Source organism: Bacteroides congonensis (assembly GCF_900130125.1).
GTDB classification, from domain to species: Bacteria; Bacteroidota; Bacteroidia; order Bacteroidales; family Bacteroidaceae; genus Bacteroides; species Bacteroides congonensis.
The window spans coordinates 1,187,219-1,205,503 of record NZ_FQXY01000010.1 but is presented as its reverse complement, the minus strand read 5'-3'; the positions used below and the strand labels follow the sequence as shown (position 1 = coordinate 1,205,503).

Here is an 18,285-nt window from a genome sequence, read left to right as displayed (position 1 = left end):
GTATTAGAGTCTCATAATCTGGAGGTCCCTGGTTCAAGCCCAGGCTGGTCCACGAAAAGAGGTTGTGTCAAAACGCTGACACAGCCTTTTTTTATGCGCAAAGCCCAGACTTTCTCAAGCCCGGGCTTTGTTATTACCCAAAGTTTTCGTATCTTTAGGTATAAAGTTTTTCGTTATGGCAAAGTTACATTTTCGTCCTTACATTCCCAACCAAACCGTTCTTTTTCCACAAAGAATTGATGAAAACATAGCTGCGACCGACCCAGTCCGCATCGTGAATGCTGTTATTGACAATCTCAATCTTGAGAGTTTCAAGAAGCTTTATAAGGAAACGGGCCGTTGTCCTTATCATCCTAAAATGATGCTTAAGGTGATAATCTACGCCTACATGAATAATATCTATTCTTGCCGTAAAATAGAGAAGCACCTCCTTCGTGACATTCATTATATTTGGCTTGCCGGTAATGAGCATCCGGATTTTATCACGATCAACCGTTTTCGTAACCGTGTAAAGGAGGAAATAAATAATGTATTTACCCAGTTGGTTCTTGTCCTTGCCGATAAAGGTTTCATCAGCCTTGATGTAGAGTATATCGACGGCACCAAGATTGAATCCAAAGCCAACAAATATACTTTTGTCTGGCGCAAGACAGTCGAACGGAACCGTACGATACTAATGGATAAAATCCGTATTCTCTTGGAGCAGGTGGATCAAGCCATTGCACAGGAGAACTCTATAAAAGACACATCCGTGGAGTTTACTCCCTGCAGGCTCTCTGACATAGTGGATGAACTTAAAGAAGCCCTGGAACGCCAGCCTGCAACAAAGGATAAGGAAGAAAAGAAAGCCCTGCGCAAAAAGAAGAAGCAGGTCATGGAACTTGAAGGGTATCGTGACAAGCTGATAGAATACAACAATCACCTTGATACCCTTGGAGAACGTAACTCCTATTCCAAAACCGATCCTGGTGCCACATTCATGCGCATGAAAGAAGATGCCATGAAGAACGGGCAGACCAAACCCGGATATAATCTGCAAATAGGTACTGAAAACCAATTCATCACAGACTTCCGTCTGTTTCCCAACCCTACCGATACACTGACCCTCATACCTTTTTTCCACTCTTTCCAGTACCGCTATAACCGTTTACCGAATATCTGTGTGGCAGACTCCGGTTACGGTTCGGAAGAAAATTACCGGTTCATGCAGGAGAATGGGATAGAAGCCTTCATCAAGTACAATTACTTCCATAAAGAACAGCGTCCTCGTTATACTCCCAACCCGTTCCATGCCGAAAGTCTCCATTACAATGCCCAAGAGGATTATTACGTTTGTCCTATGGGACAGCACATGAACCGTATAGGAACCAAACGTGACAAGACAGCGAGCGGATACATCATCGAAAGTGCCCGGTATAAAGCAAAAAGATGCGAAGGTTGCCCTTTGCGTGGCAGTTGTTTTAAAGCTCGGGGGAACCGTATTATAGAAGTCAACCACCGATTAAATCAATACAAACGGCAGGCACGGGAAAGGTTGCTCTCAGAAGAAGGTATCAAGCATAGAGGCAGGAGGTGTATAGAACCAGAGGCTGTGTTTGGACAAATGAAATACAACATGGCATACAGAAGATTCCGGCATGTGGGAGAAGACAAGGTTACAATGGACTTTGCTTTCTTTGCTATAGCCTTTAATATCAAAAAAATGTGTGCTAAACTGATAAAAGAAGGAAAGGGGCTCATTACAGTTGCCAAATATATGTTTATGGGACTATTTATAACCCGATATAATTGGAATATAGCAACTTGTTGCCAAATGCATGAGGAAAAAGCAGCATAGCCAAAAGAAAATATAGCAGAACTGTAAAATATAAAAGAGGTTGTGCCAACGTTTTGACACAACCTCTTTTCTTTATGCAATCCTATTCAATTCTTTTTTACCCTAATACCTATTAATATTGACTGAAAAGCTATAGTTAAAGTTTAACGGAAGTCTTTCAAATCTTCCTGCAATTTCTGGCGAGTAAAGAAGATACGGCTCTTTACTGTTCCCAATGGAAGATTCAGTTTATCTGCAATCTCTCGATATTTGAATCCGGCTACATGCATAGCAAACGGTACTCTATATTCTTTAGGCAAAGCGTTGACTACACGGCGCATCTCTTTTAGGTCATAAGCACTTTCTGTACTTTCATATGCGGAGTCCTGCGGCAGGTTGATATGATAAAGATTATCAGTCTGATCAACAAATGTCTGATCGCGTACAACCTTACGATAATTATTAATAAAGATGTTACGCATGATCGTGTACATCCATCCTTTAAAATTTGTGTCAGGGGTATATTTATCTTCGTTGTCCAATGCCTTTAATGAGGTTTCTTGTAACAGATCGTTTGCTTCTTCACGATCGGTCGTCAGTTTATATGCGAAACGAAGTAATTCTTCCTGTACTCCTACCAGGTCTTTTTTGAAGCTTAAACTTTTCATATGCGTTACTTTTAATGTGTAAATACTCGTCGTAATAATTTTGATGGTGCAAGTTTACGGGATTTCAACAGAAGTGACAGGTTAAGAACAAACATTGTTTAGGGGAAAATCTATCAGCGGATAGTTTTTAGGTCATTTTAGATAGATTTTAGGTGGTATTTGGGTTGTTTCGAAATAAAAAAAATCCCATTTTGATGTCACACCTGACTCAAAATGGGATAACACAAACAAAACAAACAATATTAGCGATTTTCACAAACAGCTGTACCTTATATTTTAAAATTCATAAGACTTATTTAGATTATGTCGCCAAAACATTTTTATAGGAACAAAAGTATTACTTTATTGCAATATGAGACACAGGATTTAAGAATAGTTATAAAGAATAATTGTTTTATGTGTAAATAATGGTATCAGGATATAAAGAATTATTTTTAATACCTGTTTATAACAATCCATAACAGGCTCATTTCTTGAAAGTTTCTTCTTTTTCAGCGTTTGAGTAAGATAATTCCCGCATAACTTCTTTCCTTACAAGAAATAAATTTCTATATTTGGGCAATAAGCAACCAAATACCTATTTATTCAACTATGGCTGATACAATCTCTTATCAATATGCCGCTCCTTCCGCATTGCAACGCTCTGCCGACCAGGACGAACTATTCCTCGCCAAATACAGCGAAATTGAGAAAAAAGACGCTCCCTGTTTCTTCTGGGGGAAGTTGACACAACCTTATATGACAGCACGCTGTCTCATAGCCTTATCCAACGTAGTGCAGTCCAGTTTTAATCTGACACCTGCCCAACTTTCGATGCTGAAAGACCCGATTGTGACGGCAGGCAACAACCGTCTGCGCTTTGAAGGCTTTTCCAACTGTGCAGGCGTATATGCCAGAGTCGATGTGCTCCCCGATGGACACGACGGGGAATTTCTGGAGAATGGAACGACGAATGTAGACTTCAATGCAGGGATGATTTCCGCTTTAGGGAGTATCGGCAGGCAAGAGAAAGTGGTGATGTCAGTCGGCCCGAAAGAAGTGGGACTATATAATAAAGGTGAGAAAGTGATAGAACGCAAAGTCCCTCTCCCCGTGAAATGGATAAAGGGACTGACTACGGTACAAATCTATCAATCCGCAGCCGAACGGCTCTATTCTTTCAACCGCATACAGACTTTGCAACTCTTTCAGACTCTCCCGAAAAGTACCGTAAAATGCGACTATTATTTAGTAGTCCGTGGTCAAAAACCCGCCTTTTCACCGGTGAAAAGTCTGAATTCCGTATGTATCGGCGGACTTCATCGCTTGCGGTTGCTTGAGCCTTTACTTCCGTTCGCTGACGAGTTAAGAGTCTTTGTCCACCCCACCATGCAATCGACCACCTGGCAACTCTATTTCGGCCCGGTTCGTTTCAGCCTTTCTCTCTCGCGGGAATGCTGGCGTGGTTTCTCCGGAGAAGGAGCCGCTTTGGATGCCCTGCTCGAAGACATTCCGGAAAGATGGATAGAAGCCATGGACAAATACAGCTATGCCAATCAACAGTTCAATTCTACTCTTTTTGCTATTGAGGAACATATCGACCTGGATAGGGTGGATTCCCTTTCGGCACGATTGGCGGCTATGGGACTGCTGGGGTTCGATTTGGATGAAAACAGTTTCTTTTATCGCCGTCTGCCTTTCAAGACCGAACGGATTATGAGTCTCAATCCCCGAATGATAGCTGCGGAGAAACTCCTGGAAGAAGGGAAAGTCGAAGTTATATCCAATGACGGAAACCGGGTGGAAGCCCGTGTCGCAGGCAGCGGCGGAGTAAGACATACCGTCATTTTAGACAGAGAGAACGAAAAAGAGCGTTGTACTTGTACCTGGTTCAGCAGTAACCAAGGCGAACGGGGAGCTTGCAAACACATCTTAGCAGTAAAGAAATCAACACAATGGAAGAATTAAAACATGAATTGGAGAAGCTGTCCAAGGCTTACAAAGATACTCCGGAGAAAGAAGAAAAGGTATTGATTCCTTTTATCAAGAAATTATTGGAACTCCCGATGAAAGAGCGGCGCAAGTTACTACCCGTCATACGGGACTTACAATGGATAAAAGGCAAGTTTTCAGGTTTCAGCAGTCAGACGTTTTGCAGCCATGACAGGGCGCGTTTCCTGGCGGCCGTCCAATTCGTATGTGCCAACAAGAAAGAAATGGATATGGCATACGATATAAACTTCGACCTGATATGCAAACTACTTCCACTCTATTGCCCCATCTGGCTCACAGACTTTATCAACGATGACAAAAGCTGGAACAATTTTGGCCTTGGCTACGAAGAGCTCATATCACTCATGGATATGGGGTATCTCAAGGAACTCGCTCCGAGCCACATTGCACACGTACTCCCCGGATGTATCCGTACAGCAACCGACGACCCAAAAAAGAAAGATTCTTTCGACAGCAACTTATTACTCAAACGGGACATCATACTGAAAGAGCATATATGGACTATTTTTGAATACGACTCATCTGTCAGTTATCAGGATGACAGTGCCAAAAGTGCCTACAAAGAAGGCACTACGCCACAGGACGAAAGTATCAGCACCGCCCTCTACCGCTTTTCCCTTGACGGACATATAGACAGAAACCGACTACTGAAAGCTACGCTCGCCACATTCCACCGAGGTTTCAAGAAAGACATGGCAGGATGGTTTGCCGGATTCTTCGAGACATTGCAGCCTACTACCGAAGAGCTGTTATCCCTACAAGAGGAGATGATGCAAGTATTCACCTCTTCCTATACCAAACCGATAAATGTAATGCTGCAACAATTCAAGAAGATTGCGGCTGAGGACAGATTCTGTTATCAGGAGTTCGTAGAACGGGCAACCACGCTCTTCTTCTCCAGCCCCAAGAACTCGCTATCCACCATTTACGCCATCTTCGAAAAAATAGCCGCACAGCATCCTGAAATGGGAGAAACATGCTGCATCACCCTCTGCCAGTTGTTCCTGAAGAAAGACGAAAGCCTGCAAAAGAAAGCCGCCGGATTTATCGCAAAATATGGTGACGCTTCCTCATCCGTTCTTCAAGAAACGCTGCAAGCTTATCAACCGGAAATGTTTCAAAGTGCGCAAACAACTATCGCCACTTTCAATGCACAATCCACAGAAAACGCACAATCCATAAACAAAACAAACAACACAGAAACAGCCTACATAGAAGCTGTAAATACAGAAACAACCACAACAGCCGCAGATTTCCTTTCCGAGGAACCATCTACGGAAACCATCCGTATTTGCCGGGAAGACAACCGTATCCCCTTTCCTGCCAACAAAGAAGATTTCCTGTTCCAGCTCAGCCGCTTGTTCGACATGGAAGAGAGCTGGGAGACGGACACCACGATTGCGGCCATCATCGCTTTCCATCCCCAACTGGACGAAGAAGATTTCAGCCGGATGGAGCCCATATTCCAACGGGCAGCGAACATCGTAGCCAGCAGTTGGATGCCCTACGAAGACCTTCTTGCTACTTTCCTGCTGGAATACCAACGTTTATGGGCACAGGCAGACACTACTCCCCAGGGATTCCTGCGCAATATGTTCACCCGCCTGGAAGAAAAGCTAAAAGGAATAGATTCAAACAGGGGCGCTTATGACGAACGCGCCTTCAAACGGCTTGCCGACTGGAAACCGGGTTACAGTAACGCAACCTGCTTTATCCCTTTCAAAAAGCTATGGATAGACGTCATCTGCCGAATCAAAGGCGGCAATACGCTTCCCCTGCTTTCTGCTCCGACCCACACTCCGGCATACATACAGGCTACAGAACTTATACAGCGGCTTGCCGCCTATCAGAAAGCAGGCACAAAGCCCAATACATGGGATTTCCAACTGGCTATCGCCCGCTGTGCCATGGAAGACAAAGAAGAAGCCATCGCCACTGCCCGGCAATTATTGAAAGACGAGTACCTGCATCTTTTCCTCTTCCTGCTGAATGAAGACACTCAACCCGAGCCGCCCTACAACCATCAGCCCGCGTGGATAACGGCCGGACTAGTAAAAAGCCCGGAAACAGAATTCAAAGCATTCAAATCCTTCTCCTGCAACACATTGTCCCACAATTATCTGTCAGGGGATTACGGATGGAAAGAACCGAAAGAGAATGCATACGAGACAGACAAACACTTGCAACTGGAGTTCTACAAATGGCACGAATATGCTGAGCGAAACAGCCATCAATTATGGCAGGAACATCTGATTATCAACAGTAAATACAACATGGATGATTCCCGCTACATGGAACCGCTGCTATGCTGCTTTCCCAACCGTCCGGAGCCGTTAATCGCACAAATCATCACCTGCTATATGTCTTTCGGCACTCCACAGGAAGACAGCAAACGCAGCATTGCCCACGCTCTGCGCATGCTTCTCTCCTTCCATTGCCCGCTCAGGGAAATGAGTTTGCTGTTACTAGGCGGCTCACTGCTCTTTGCTGACAAAACAGTCCGTTCCTATGCAGCAGAATTATGGGTGGAAGGGCTCACTGCCGGAAGAATAAACAACCGCCGTGTAGGAGAAATCCTCGCCCGCCTTGTCTGCATGGAACTTGCACCGCTGAAACGCTTCACCACACAAGTGTACGAAAGCATGTACAAGCGAAGCAACTTCCACAACCGCCAACTGGAAGAACTGCTCACCGTATTTATCTGTGGATTGCCCGACAAACCCGTCACCGGACTCAAACAGCTACTCGAACTCCACCTCGAACTGCTGTCCAACAACCACAGTAAAGTTACGGACGAACAACTCCGCCAACGCCTGCAGGAGTGGACGGCAAGCAGCAACCTGAAGAAAGTAATAACCACACTGAACAACCTCTAAAAATCCCTACGATTATGACCATAGAAGAACGCCTCAACGAAATAGTAGAAAAACAACAGGGTGATGCCATCATCCCCTTTCTGCAAGGATTAACGCAGGAAGAACGAAGAAGTCTCGTCCCCTGCCTCAACAAACAGGAAGAGCATTATAATAAGTTTGTCCAGCTAGAGCCAAACACATACGGTACACGCGCCACTCCCGAACAACATCGTATCCTCAACCTTACCGCCTTCGTCATCTATTCTCAGAAAGAATATAGTAAATACTATTGGGGGATAAATGTCGAACGACTGAATGAATTGATTTCGTGGCACATCCCTTCCTGGCTGAATACCTTCTTCAAAGAAGGTGAAGGAAAAGATTCCCGCGGCTTCTATAATATGGATTATGAGATACTAATGGACTGGTTGGAACAGGGAATTCTCACTGTCAGCCCAACACCACAGACCATAGTAGGCTATCTGGTGAACTATATTAACAACACCAGCATATTGCAAAAACGGGAAATTACATTGAAAGAGCACATTTGGTACCTCTTTGAATACGACTGCGGCCAAAACTGGATGGATAGCCGAAATGGCGGTTCCCCCTACTATCCCTACAGATACCTCATCGAAAATGGACTGCTGAACCGTATGCGCGTACTGAAAGAATCCCTGCTTGCCGTCAACCGGAACATGAATAAAAACCTGTGCAGTTGGTTTGCCGGCATGTTCGAAGCACTCACTCCCAGCGTAGAGGAACAATTGGAGTTACAACCGGAACTATTTGCCGTCCTGTCGTGCCCCCACAGCCGTCCGACAAATATCATACTCAAATTGCTAAAGAACCTGTGCAGTCACCCCCAATTCCCGACAGAAGAATTTCTGAACCAGACTTCCGTCCTGTTTGCTTCGGACGTAAAGGCAGTCCATCAAAATACGTTGGCCATCCTCAACAAGCTGGCGAAAGAAAGAAAAGAATACTGCGACGCCATCTGCTGTGCCGCCGCACAAGGGCTAATGAGCCGTGAAGAATCTATCCAAAGTAAAATAGTAAAACTGATTCAGACCTACGGAGACACAGAATCGGCAACATTGAAAGAAGCCCTTTCCGTTTATGTAGATACCATGTTGACCGGCATCAAACAAGAATTGAAACCTTATCTGGAAGGTAGCTCCTCTGACATCACCCCGGCAAACCCGACAACCAACAATGCTTCCTTTATCAGTGAATCCTATGAGCCTATCCCGCCCATCATCAGCGAAGAGAACCGGATACCGGAAATCACCTCTACCGAAGACCTGATATTTTTAGCCAGCCAAGTGTTGGAAGTAAACGAAGTGTATCACTTCGAACAATTTATCAGTTCGCTGATACAATGGGACGACCAACTGGAAGCCGGGCAAGTCCCCCAATGGACGCCCATTTTTCAACGTGCCTATAAACTAATTCTAAGCGGTGGGAATTCCCGCACCGGTATATTGGACGATATGATGGCAACCTTCCTTGTCGACTATTCAAAGCTACTAATCAGACGCTTCCCTGAAGAAGGGAAAGAGCTGAAAGTCCTGCACGAGAAAATGGTGCAGAAAGATGAAGTACAACGAGGACATTGGGGATTCTGCAATTTACAATCGCTTACCATCCGAAAAAAAAGAAATAAACAAATAGAGCACCGCGTGCACAGGCAATTACTATGTCATACCTTAGATATGCTTGAAAGCAACAAGCCCCGCCTGCCGTTGCTTTCCACGCCTACGCATATACCCATGTTTATCGACCCGGCAATCCTCATACAAAGATTGAAGCAATATCAACAGGCAGATGTCGAGCCTAATAGTCAGGATATGCAAATAGCACTGTCGCGTACGGTACTGGATGAAACCACCGCTCAACTACTCTCCACCATCACTCAGGAACTGGAAGGAGAATACCGGAATCTGCTTCTCTTCCTGTTCGGAGAGAAAGAGTCTGCTCCCCAGTCCCCCTTTACGCATCCGGCATGGTGGATGACAGCAGGACTTATCAAATCACCGGAAACGGCCTATCCCGAATTTAAGGACTTCCCCTACAACGAAAGTCCACGTGAATTTCTGACTGGAAACTTCGCATGGAAAACGTATCTGGAATCTCATTCATATATAGATTACACCAAGAAAGTGGTAGAATGGACTTCCTCTACAATCAGTATTCATCTTCCGGAAGGACAGAACGTCCGAATCATCAACAAAGGGAAATATAACGAGAGAGCAGAGTATCACCCGCGCACTCCACATCCGTTGCTTGTAGAAATATATTATCCTCAGGGACAGTATTTCGACGAAATATCAAAAGATTTGCCGCGTCTGTTATGGCTGGCACCCAATACGCCGGAGCCATTATTAGCATGGTGCATCTGCCAAGCGATATACGACCCGATGTTAAATGAAGTAAGAGAGGTCAACGTGACCCGGACTACGATAGCAACATTCCACCAGTTCAGGCACACATGGCACGAGATATCTTATCTTCTGGAAGCCACTTGCATGTTGGTAGCAGACAAAACCAGTCGTGCCTATGCTGCCGAAATATGGATAGAACGTGCAAACACAGGATGCATGGACAGCTCACGCATAGGCAGGATTCTAGGCTCGCACCAATGCACTGGATGGGGCCCTCTGAAAAGATTAACCGACCTGATACAGCAACAGATGATGAACGTCAGTCCGCTACACAACCGGGAATTGGAGAAACTGCTTGTCGCACTACTCGCCGAACTTCCTGAAAAGCCTGTCAAGGATTTAAAGAAGCTATTGGAAATCTATGCGGAAATACTTTCTATCAATAACAGCAAAGCGGAAGATGAACGTGTCTTGCGTCTGCTGAATGTATGGAAAGGAGTAGCCAACCTGAAAAAAGCAGTTCAGAATATCAAATGCTAAAAGCAAAAAAGAGTACCTTTGCCATCGAAAAAACAAAAGTACAATGAGATTTCTGAAACACTGTCTGCCTGCTTTTTGTGTTCTGCTGATGTGGTGTTCCTGTATTTCCGGGACAAAGGAAGGAAAGGATTCCACAAAAGCAGGGACTGAATATATAGATACCGTACAAGTCTGTGAAGCCGTCCTTCCCGCCCCGCAACCGGAGAAAAGTCCGATGGCTCGCTATATGGACTCTTTAGGACTGGTAGACGTGACCGAACTTGACAGCAGTCTTGCCGTGAAGCTGATGTACACACAAGCGGATAATTTCACAGGAGAGGTTCTTTACGATGATTTATCGGAAGCCTATCTGCACCCGGATGCGGCACACGCTCTTGTAAAAGCACAAAGAGCATTGAAAAAGCTGCATCCGTCGTATAGTCTCCTTATTTATGATGCCGCACGCCCGATGTCCGTACAAAAAAAGATGTGGAATGTAGTGAAGGGAACAGCTAAATGCAAATACGTCTCCAATCCGAACCGTGGCGGTGGGCTCCACAATTACGGACTGGCAGTAGATATCAGTATCCAGGACTCTTTAGGCCAACCACTGCCCATGGGAACGAAAGTAGACCACCTGGGTGCAGAAGCTCATATCACACAGGAAAGCGAACTGGTACGTAACGGAAAAATGAGTGAAACAGAACGGCAGAACCGGATACTGCTGCGAAAAGTAATGAAAGAAGCCGGATTCCGTGCATTGCCCAGTGAATGGTGGCACTTCAACTTTTGCAGCCGGGACGTAGCCAGACAGAAATATAAATTAATACCATAAACCGCTACTTAACGATTCATCGTACTATCACAATAACGTAATAACACCCTTATGGAAATCTCCCCCGAAACTCAACAATTCATCCGCGAACACCTATCGGACAATGTACGCACCCTGGCTCTGCAAGCTAAAAAATATCCGGATGTGGATATGCCGACTGCCATCACTCAAATTGCAGGACGACAGACCGCCGCCGAAAAAATCCCATCGTGGAAGGAGATAGAAGATATATGGTATCCGAAACATTTGTCATTGGAACAATGCTCTTCGGAAATCACCGCCCGCTACAAGGCAAGTCTCCTGCAAGGCGAATCCCTGACTGACCTTACCGCAGGATTCGGAATAGACTGTTCTTTCCTTGCTGACGGATTCAAATCAGCCACCTACGTAGAACGTCAGAAAGAACTTTGCGAAATAGCGGCACATAACTTTCCCATACTCAACCTGAACCATATTACCGTCAGAAATGAAGACGGCGTAGCCTACCTGCAAACAATGTCTCCCGTAGACTGCATCTTCCTCGACCCCGCCCGCCGCAACGAGCATGGCGGCAAAACCGTAGCCATCTCCGACTGCGAACCGGACGTAGCCGAGCTGGAAGAACTTTTACTAAGCAAAGCCAACCGGGTAATGGTCAAACTCTCCCCCATGCTCGACCTTTCATTGGCATTGAAAGAACTGCGACATACACAAGAAGTCCATATTCTGTCCGTCAATAACGAATGTAAAGAACTGCTGCTATTACTCGGACAAGAGCCGCCGGCAGAAGTCCCAATCCACTGCGTGAACCTCTCCACAAAAGGAGAACAGGAAGAACAACACTTCGTATTCACCCGTGAACAGGAGCAGCGCAGTGAATGTACCTACACGGATACATTAGAGAACTACCTGTATGAGCCGAATGCATCCCTTCTGAAAGCCGGCGCTTTTCGCAGTATCGCCGCAAGCTATCCGGTAAAGAAACTGCATCCCAACAGCCATCTTTATACTTCCGATACGCTGATTAGCGGCTTTCCCGGAAGAATCTTCCGTATCGTCAACCAATGTAGTTTTAATAAGAAAGAAATAAAAGAAAGCCTGGCAGACCTTAAGAAAGCGAACCTCACCGTCCGCAACTTTCCGGCTACCGTGGCTGAACTACGCAAACGCATCAACCTGGCAGAAGGGGGAGATACCTACCTATTTGCCAGCACATTAAATAATGGGCAAAAAATTCTGCTCCGATGTGAGAAAGCTTGAGATATTTACTACTTTTGTAACAAACTAACTATCTGAACTAATTTCACATGAATCAAGCACAACTAAAAACGGTTTTAATAATAATCGTGCTAGCCGCCTGCCATGGTACACTTTTCTCGCAGAGAAATTTCGAGAGACATGAATTCTCCTTCCATGCCGGATACGGTAATATGTTCAAAGGAACTCCCACACTGACCATGAGTACCCACAGTTACCAACGCAAGCTTGCACAAGGTGTCACCTGGGACGGACAGTACCACTTCCGCCCTCTCAAACGTTTCATCTTCGGGGCAGTCTATACCGGATTCTCTTCCAAAGGCAGCCATCCCGAAGGAAAAGACCATTTATTGATTCATTTCATCAGTCCCCAAATCGGAATGTGCAACGCCAATACCAGGCATTGGCAGATTCGTGGGGGAGTAGGACCCGGCGTACTCTTTTTACGGAACAACAGCGAGGTATTCGGCAAAACACGGAGAGTGAAAGCCAGAAGTATCGGTTTTCTAATCAACAGCAATGCCACCTACAAACTGACTTCCAACCTGGGACTCGGAGTAGGAGTGCAATACCTGTTCAGCGGACTTGTCAGGATGAAAACTCATTATCACGGAGAAACGACCATCGTCAGATTTGATGAAAACCATGACGCCAATCTTTCCCGCCTGAATCTCACTGCGGGATTATCTTATTATTTTTAACCTTAACTTCAATGAAAATGAAAAAATATATACTCATTCTTTTCTCTATTGTCAGCCTTTGGAGCTGTACGGAAGACAACACTGTCGATATCACAGTAATGCCGCCTGCCACAACCACAGGTGCCAACACATTCGGATGCCTTGTAGACGGCTGGATTTATGTGGGCGGACGATATCTGGGCTGGGCCCCTTCACCGCTATGGACGCACGATTCGTTCTTCTATTACAAAAACGAAGAAGAGGATAAACTATCCGTTTCAGTCAGGACAAAGGAAGACGGTTTCTGCATAAAATTCACAATCTTAGCTCCCAAAGAAGGAGAAGAGTCCGTCATCACCAATGTAAAAGCCGGAGAGGAAGAACTGGAAGACGGGACAGCCTTTATAAGCCGCTTTGACACAAGCGCGAAAATAATCAGCGCGACATTCGGCAATGGCAGCCGTCTGACCAACGGACGTTTTGATATTCATTACGCCACACCCGACAGTAATGAATATCAGTAAACACACACAACATCAGGTGTCTCTCTCCTGTAATGGAAGAGACTCCTTTATGGCTTTTCAGTAGTCTCCCCTTGTCCCGCCTTATTCACAGGATTACCATTTCTCCAATCATCCTTAGGCATTGTCGTCGCATTTCCGTCCCGTACAGCCATGTAATGCGGTGACATGATTTCAATTCCCGCTTCATTGAATTTATCCTGTATATTCTGATGCAAGTCCGAATAAATTTGCGCCATCTTATCCGCCTCTTTGATATAGGCATTAATCTGATAGACCGGATACCAGTCACTCAAAGACGTTTCCAACACAAAGGGGCGCGGGTCGCCCACCACTCCGGGAGTATTCAACGCAGCATCAATCAATATCTGATTGACTTGCCGCCACGGAATGTCATATCCGATAGACACTTCCGAATGGATAATGAGTCCGTACTCGCGTGCCGAAGTGCTGTAATTCACGGTATGCGAAGACATGATAAACGAGTTGGGGACAGTGACCACCTCATTTTTCGGTGTACGGATGCGGGTGACAAGCGGTGTTTTCTCAATAATATCTCCGGTAGTATCGTTCAATTTAATCCGGTCGCCCATCTTGAACGGACGCATATAGGTAATCACCAGTCCGGCAATGATATTACCGATAACCGTGCTTGAACCGAGCGAAACAATCAATCCGACAAAAACGGAGATTCCCTGGAACACACCTGAACTAGCCCCCGGCAGATAAGGGTAAATCATCGCAATCATAAACGCATAAAGCAAGAAACGGATGATATGGAAAGTCGGCATCGCCCAGTCCGGATAGAAACCGTTGATTTTGAGACGTCCAGCTTCCACTTCACGCGCCAGATAAAGTACCAGACGCACCAGATACTTCACCGCATACCAAATAACAATAATAGTAAACAACTTGGGAATATAATCCACGATACCTATAAAAATATTCTTAATCGGATTCCATATATATCCCAGCAAGCGATATGCCAGCCCTTCTGTCTGCGGAAATATGATAAAGATAAGAGGTACGGTAAACAACAGTTGCAACGCCATCAGGATATACCGCCCTACACTAGCGAGAAAGACCAGCAGATTGGCTTGCTTCTGTGTATCAAGCAATTCATATCCTTGAATGGAGACAGGCTTTATCTTCGTATCCTTCAACCGCAGGATTCGTGCTTTCACTTTACGGAACAACCAGTTTGTGAGACGGAAAAGTAAATACTGTCCGACAATCACCAGTACGAAATAAAGAATCCGCTTTACCATCCGCCAGATGCTATGTTCAGCCTTCATCTCATGCAGTTTGGAGACAACATTCTCCCGTCTCTCTTTGGCAAGGGAGTCACGGGAAACACCTTCCCACAATGCATCCTGGTCTGTGAGTGAAAGCAGCACCTTATTGCCGTACATCAAATCGGAGACAATATCCGAATGGTCGATAGAAACGGAATCGGGACGGAGATTGAAGCGTTTTCCCAGTTCCTCAACTGCCGCACCTGTCATTTGCGCCCGTTGCTGGGGAGTATATCCGCCACGTTTGGTAAAAAGATAGAATAAGGTATCGCCATCCGCCACTACAGGTATTCCCTTCGTGAACTGGCGCAAAGAATCAATGCGCTGTCGTTGCTGTGCGTATTTCACGGAATCGGCGGTAGCCATCTGGAGTTTCATTTGCTCCATCTCCATACGCATATTCGCTTCATTGAGCCGGGCTTCTTCCAATGTCTTTTGCAAATTTGCCACATAAGCCGAGTCTGAATCCCGCTTCAAGGCGGGATGTGTCTCGGCTATGGTATCTCCGGCAAATATCTTTTTAACAGCTTGTTCCAACTGTGCCTGCGCCCCCATTGCAAAGGAAGACACCAGCAACACCAGTACTAATCTTTTTATTCTATTTATTTCCATATCCTTTTATTCTCAGATAGTGAATGAAGGTTAATCTATTTTTTAATTAAAACAGAGCAAACATACGGATTGTTTTTGACATATCAACTCCCAAAATGATTATCTTTGCCACCAAACGGAAAAAATTATGAATATATTGTTTCTTATAGGAGGACTTATCCTCATTCTTTTAGGAGCTAACGGATTGACGGACGGCTCGGCTTCAGTAGCCAAACGCTTCCGCATCCCGCCCATCGTCATCGGACTTACCATTGTCGCATTCGGTACTTCCGCCCCGGAACTGACAGTCAGTGTCGCTTCCGCCCTCAAAGGCAGCGCGGACATTTCCATAGGCAATGTGGTGGGTAGTAATATCTTCAATACATTGATGATTGTAGGTTGCACCGCCCTGTTTGCCCCGATTGTCATCACCCGGAATACGCTAAGAAAGGAAATACCGCTCTGCATCCTTTCTTCTGTCGTCCTGTTGGTCTGTGCCAATGATGTCTTTCTTGACAAGGCTTCGGAAAACATCCTGAACAGAGTAGACGGTTTATTATTGCTTTGTTTTTTCGCCATCTTCATGGGATATACCTTCGCCATTGCCCGTACTCCTTCCACGCCTGTGGCAGGTGATGCGCAGCATCCCGCTCCCCCTACCGAAGAGGACGACATCAAATTGCTTCCCTGGTGGAAATCCGTTCTTTATATTCTTGGCGGGCTCGCCGCACTTATTTATGGCGGACAACTATTCGTCAATGGAGCCACCGGTATCGCCCGCAATCTGGGTGTAAGTGAATCCATTATCGGCCTGACACTGGTAGCCGCAGGAACTTCCCTGCCTGAACTTGCCACGTCCATCGTAGCGGCACTGAAGAAGAATCCCGAAATTGCCATCGGAAATGCTATCGGCAGCAATCTCTTTAATATCTTCTTCGTACTGGGATGCAGCGCCAGCATTACCCCGCTCCGCCTAAGCGGAATCACCAACTTCGACTTATTCACGCTGGTAGGTTCATGTGTCCTGCTTTGGTTCTTCGGGCTGTTCTTTGCCAAACGGACGATTACGCGGATAGAGGGAAGTATCATGGTACTTTGCTATGTGGCATATACAGCGGTGCTGATTTATAATACATAAAATTAGAAAAGCTTCCGGCATGACTACCGGAAGCTTTTTCATTCATACTAACAAATTTAAAACGAACCTTATTCCACCTCAACATCAGTTAAGACATTCACGCCATATTTTCCATCTTCAGACACCCACCAGGTAGTATCGCCATTTGCGCAACGGATAGCATACCGAGGATTATATTTCAGCCTGTCCGACTCATCCGGTATCCACAAACCCAGTTTATACTCTCCGGGCACAACTGAATCCGGCAAATCAAGGGATAAACCGATGGAATGTGTCAATGATGTATAGGTAGTATCACCCGGTTGATACGGTTGCCAGTCCAACGGATTGGCTTCAGTCAGAAATTCCGTAACTTTTCCTTGATTATCAATCAATACAAAATAAACAGGGTGTTCTCCAAATACAGTAGCAAAGCCTCTGTTTACCAAGTTCAGTTTCAACAGGTTTTCTTTTCCGGCTTGCAGTTGGTTCGGTAACTGAAGAGATTGCAACTCAATACGATAACCCAAATGGTCACGTATATAATCGAACATATTACGCTCCACTTTCGTTCCGTCCTGCTTTTGGAAATAACTGTCCGACACAGGCATATGGTGCTGACGAAGGGAATCTTCCGTTATCATCGTTTTCTTCCAGACTATCATGGAATATTCGGGTGGATTATTCTCGTCAAATCTGTTATTGGGATGCTGCTCCTTATAATTATGGATAATGCTCAAGGAAGTATAATGCTGAAGGAACAGGCGTCTTGCCGCTTGCAGACCGTCAATAATCCATCCGGCAGAAGGGCTGTCAGGGTCTGCACCTACGCTCCAGAATCCCCAGGGGAGTTCTCCGTCCACTACGAGATAAGGCGATTCCGCCACAATCTGGTCGAACTTGGCAGTTCCTTCGTGCATATCGGCATCCCATCTGTCGGGACGTATGACAATAAAGTCATCGTGGAACGAAAGCCGTTTATATAATTCCGGTTTATCCTTCAGCAGGTTCTTGAATTCAGGAAGCCTCACTTGTACGTTTCTTTCTTCGGGGACTACTGAAAGTAGCTTTTCCAATACCGCAGCCTTTGTCTCTTCCGAGTTTTCCAATCCTTGGATAGAGCTATGCCATTCGCCCCATGCACCAATCATTCCGGCTTGCACTACCAAAATCAAGTCTTTATTCTTCTCCAAAAAAGGTTTCAACTGCTCCAAATGTTCCAGTATCTGTTCTCCGGTCGGCCCTGCGGCAGCCCTTCCCATAAAATCCCTTTCATAGGCAAAACGCAACACAGCTTTCTTTCCCTGCTTCTGTAATTCGTCAAAGTACGTCTGCATGGTTTGGAAATTCTCTTCTGACAGTTTCTCTCCTATCAGATAAGTAAGATAGAAATAACTTTGGGCAAGCGAGACACTATCCGCCACATACTTTTCCGACAGCTCCAGCAACTCTTTTGTAGGAGTATCTTTCTCATGCAGCACATCTACCGCCGTCTCCAGCCGGAATCCCCTTCCGGGATTATAGAGTCCGTTTTCACCATGCGTGTCATCTACACAGATTCCGCGAAACTCGACCGTCCGCCGGGAATCACCGCAACCGCTTGCCATCAAGGCAAACAAAGCAGCCATCACACTGCCATACATCCAATTCTTCTTCATAGTAATATTTCGTTTGCCGGCAAATATATAACAAATAGGGATATAACGCCCCGTTGCAAGTCATTTCGCACAGTAAAGTATCAGTTTCGGATAAAAAAAGCAAAAGTATTAGATAATG

The 18,285-nt window shown here is 45.5% G+C and carries 12 protein-coding genes; 9 read left to right on the top strand and 3 right to left on the bottom strand.

Annotated elements, in window-relative coordinates; genetic code table 11:
* The first annotated feature begins 175 nt into the window (after positions 1-175).
* Positions 176-1,837, top strand: coding sequence for an IS1182-like element ISBf3 family transposase (locus tag BQ7997_RS15835; RefSeq protein WP_073344447.1), 1,662 nt, complete (start codon positions 176-178; stop codon positions 1,835-1,837).
* Positions 1,838-1,980: 143 nt separating this feature from the next.
* Here the strand turns inward: BQ7997_RS15835 and BQ7997_RS15830 are convergent, their stop codons facing one another.
* A complete protein-coding gene (locus tag BQ7997_RS15830; protein ID WP_073347173.1) occupies positions 1,981-2,484 on the bottom strand; it encodes an RNA polymerase sigma factor in 504 nt (167 codons plus the stop codon).
* Positions 2,485-3,075: 591 nt separating this feature from the next.
* Between BQ7997_RS15830 and BQ7997_RS15825 the strand changes: the two genes are divergently transcribed.
* Genes BQ7997_RS15825 through BQ7997_RS15795 form a run of 7 tightly spaced genes read left to right on the top strand, consistent with a single transcriptional unit; the run spans position 3,076 to position 13,509 of the window.
* Positions 3,076-4,431 (top strand): SWIM zinc finger family protein, encoded by a 1,356-nt coding sequence (locus BQ7997_RS15825; protein WP_073347172.1) that lies wholly within the window; start codon positions 3,076-3,078, stop codon positions 4,429-4,431.
* Positions 4,419-7,352 carry a DUF6493 family protein gene (locus tag BQ7997_RS15820; protein WP_073347171.1) on the top strand — a complete coding sequence of 978 codons (2,934 nt, stop codon included), beginning with the start codon at positions 4,419-4,421 and terminating at the stop codon, positions 7,350-7,352. The genes BQ7997_RS15825 and BQ7997_RS15820 overlap by 13 nt, the downstream gene beginning before the upstream one ends.
* Positions 7,353-7,366: 14 nt before the next feature.
* Positions 7,367-10,255, top strand: a complete 2,889-nt coding sequence (locus BQ7997_RS15815; protein WP_073347170.1) for a DUF6493 family protein — start codon at positions 7,367-7,369, stop codon at positions 10,253-10,255.
* 43 nt (positions 10,256-10,298) lie between these two features.
* A complete protein-coding gene (locus tag BQ7997_RS15810) occupies positions 10,299-11,069 on the top strand; it encodes a M15 family metallopeptidase (RefSeq protein WP_073347169.1) in 771 nt (256 codons plus the stop codon).
* A gap of 51 nt (positions 11,070-11,120) precedes the next feature.
* Complete coding sequence (locus BQ7997_RS15805; protein ID WP_073347168.1) at positions 11,121-12,308, top strand: THUMP-like domain-containing protein; 1,188 nt, start codon at positions 11,121-11,123, stop codon at positions 12,306-12,308.
* Positions 12,309-12,355: 47 nt separating this feature from the next.
* On the top strand, positions 12,356-13,006 hold the full coding sequence (locus BQ7997_RS15800; protein WP_044653665.1) for a hypothetical protein: 651 nt from the start codon (positions 12,356-12,358) through the stop codon (positions 13,004-13,006).
* A 17-nt stretch (positions 13,007-13,023) separates the two neighbouring features.
* Positions 13,024-13,509, top strand: a complete 486-nt coding sequence (locus BQ7997_RS15795) for a Riean_0653 family protein (RefSeq protein WP_073347473.1) — start codon at positions 13,024-13,026, stop codon at positions 13,507-13,509.
* A 47-nt stretch (positions 13,510-13,556) separates the two neighbouring features.
* Here BQ7997_RS15795 and BQ7997_RS15790 read toward each other — a convergent pair whose 3' ends face one another.
* Positions 13,557-15,413 (bottom strand): mechanosensitive ion channel family protein, encoded by a 1,857-nt coding sequence (locus tag BQ7997_RS15790; protein ID WP_073347167.1) that lies wholly within the window; start codon positions 15,411-15,413, stop codon positions 13,557-13,559.
* Positions 15,414-15,540: 127 nt separating this feature from the next.
* Here BQ7997_RS15790 and BQ7997_RS15785 point away from each other — a divergent pair, with 127 nt between their 5' ends.
* On the top strand, positions 15,541-16,530 hold the full coding sequence (locus tag BQ7997_RS15785; protein WP_073347166.1) for a calcium/sodium antiporter: 990 nt from the start codon (positions 15,541-15,543) through the stop codon (positions 16,528-16,530).
* A gap of 68 nt (positions 16,531-16,598) precedes the next feature.
* Here BQ7997_RS15785 and BQ7997_RS15780 read toward each other — a convergent pair whose 3' ends face one another.
* Entirely contained in the window at positions 16,599-18,167 is a 1,569-nt protein-coding gene (locus tag BQ7997_RS15780) for a DUF4832 domain-containing protein (RefSeq protein ID WP_073347165.1), read from the bottom strand.
* Positions 18,168-18,285: the final 118 nt, after the last annotated feature.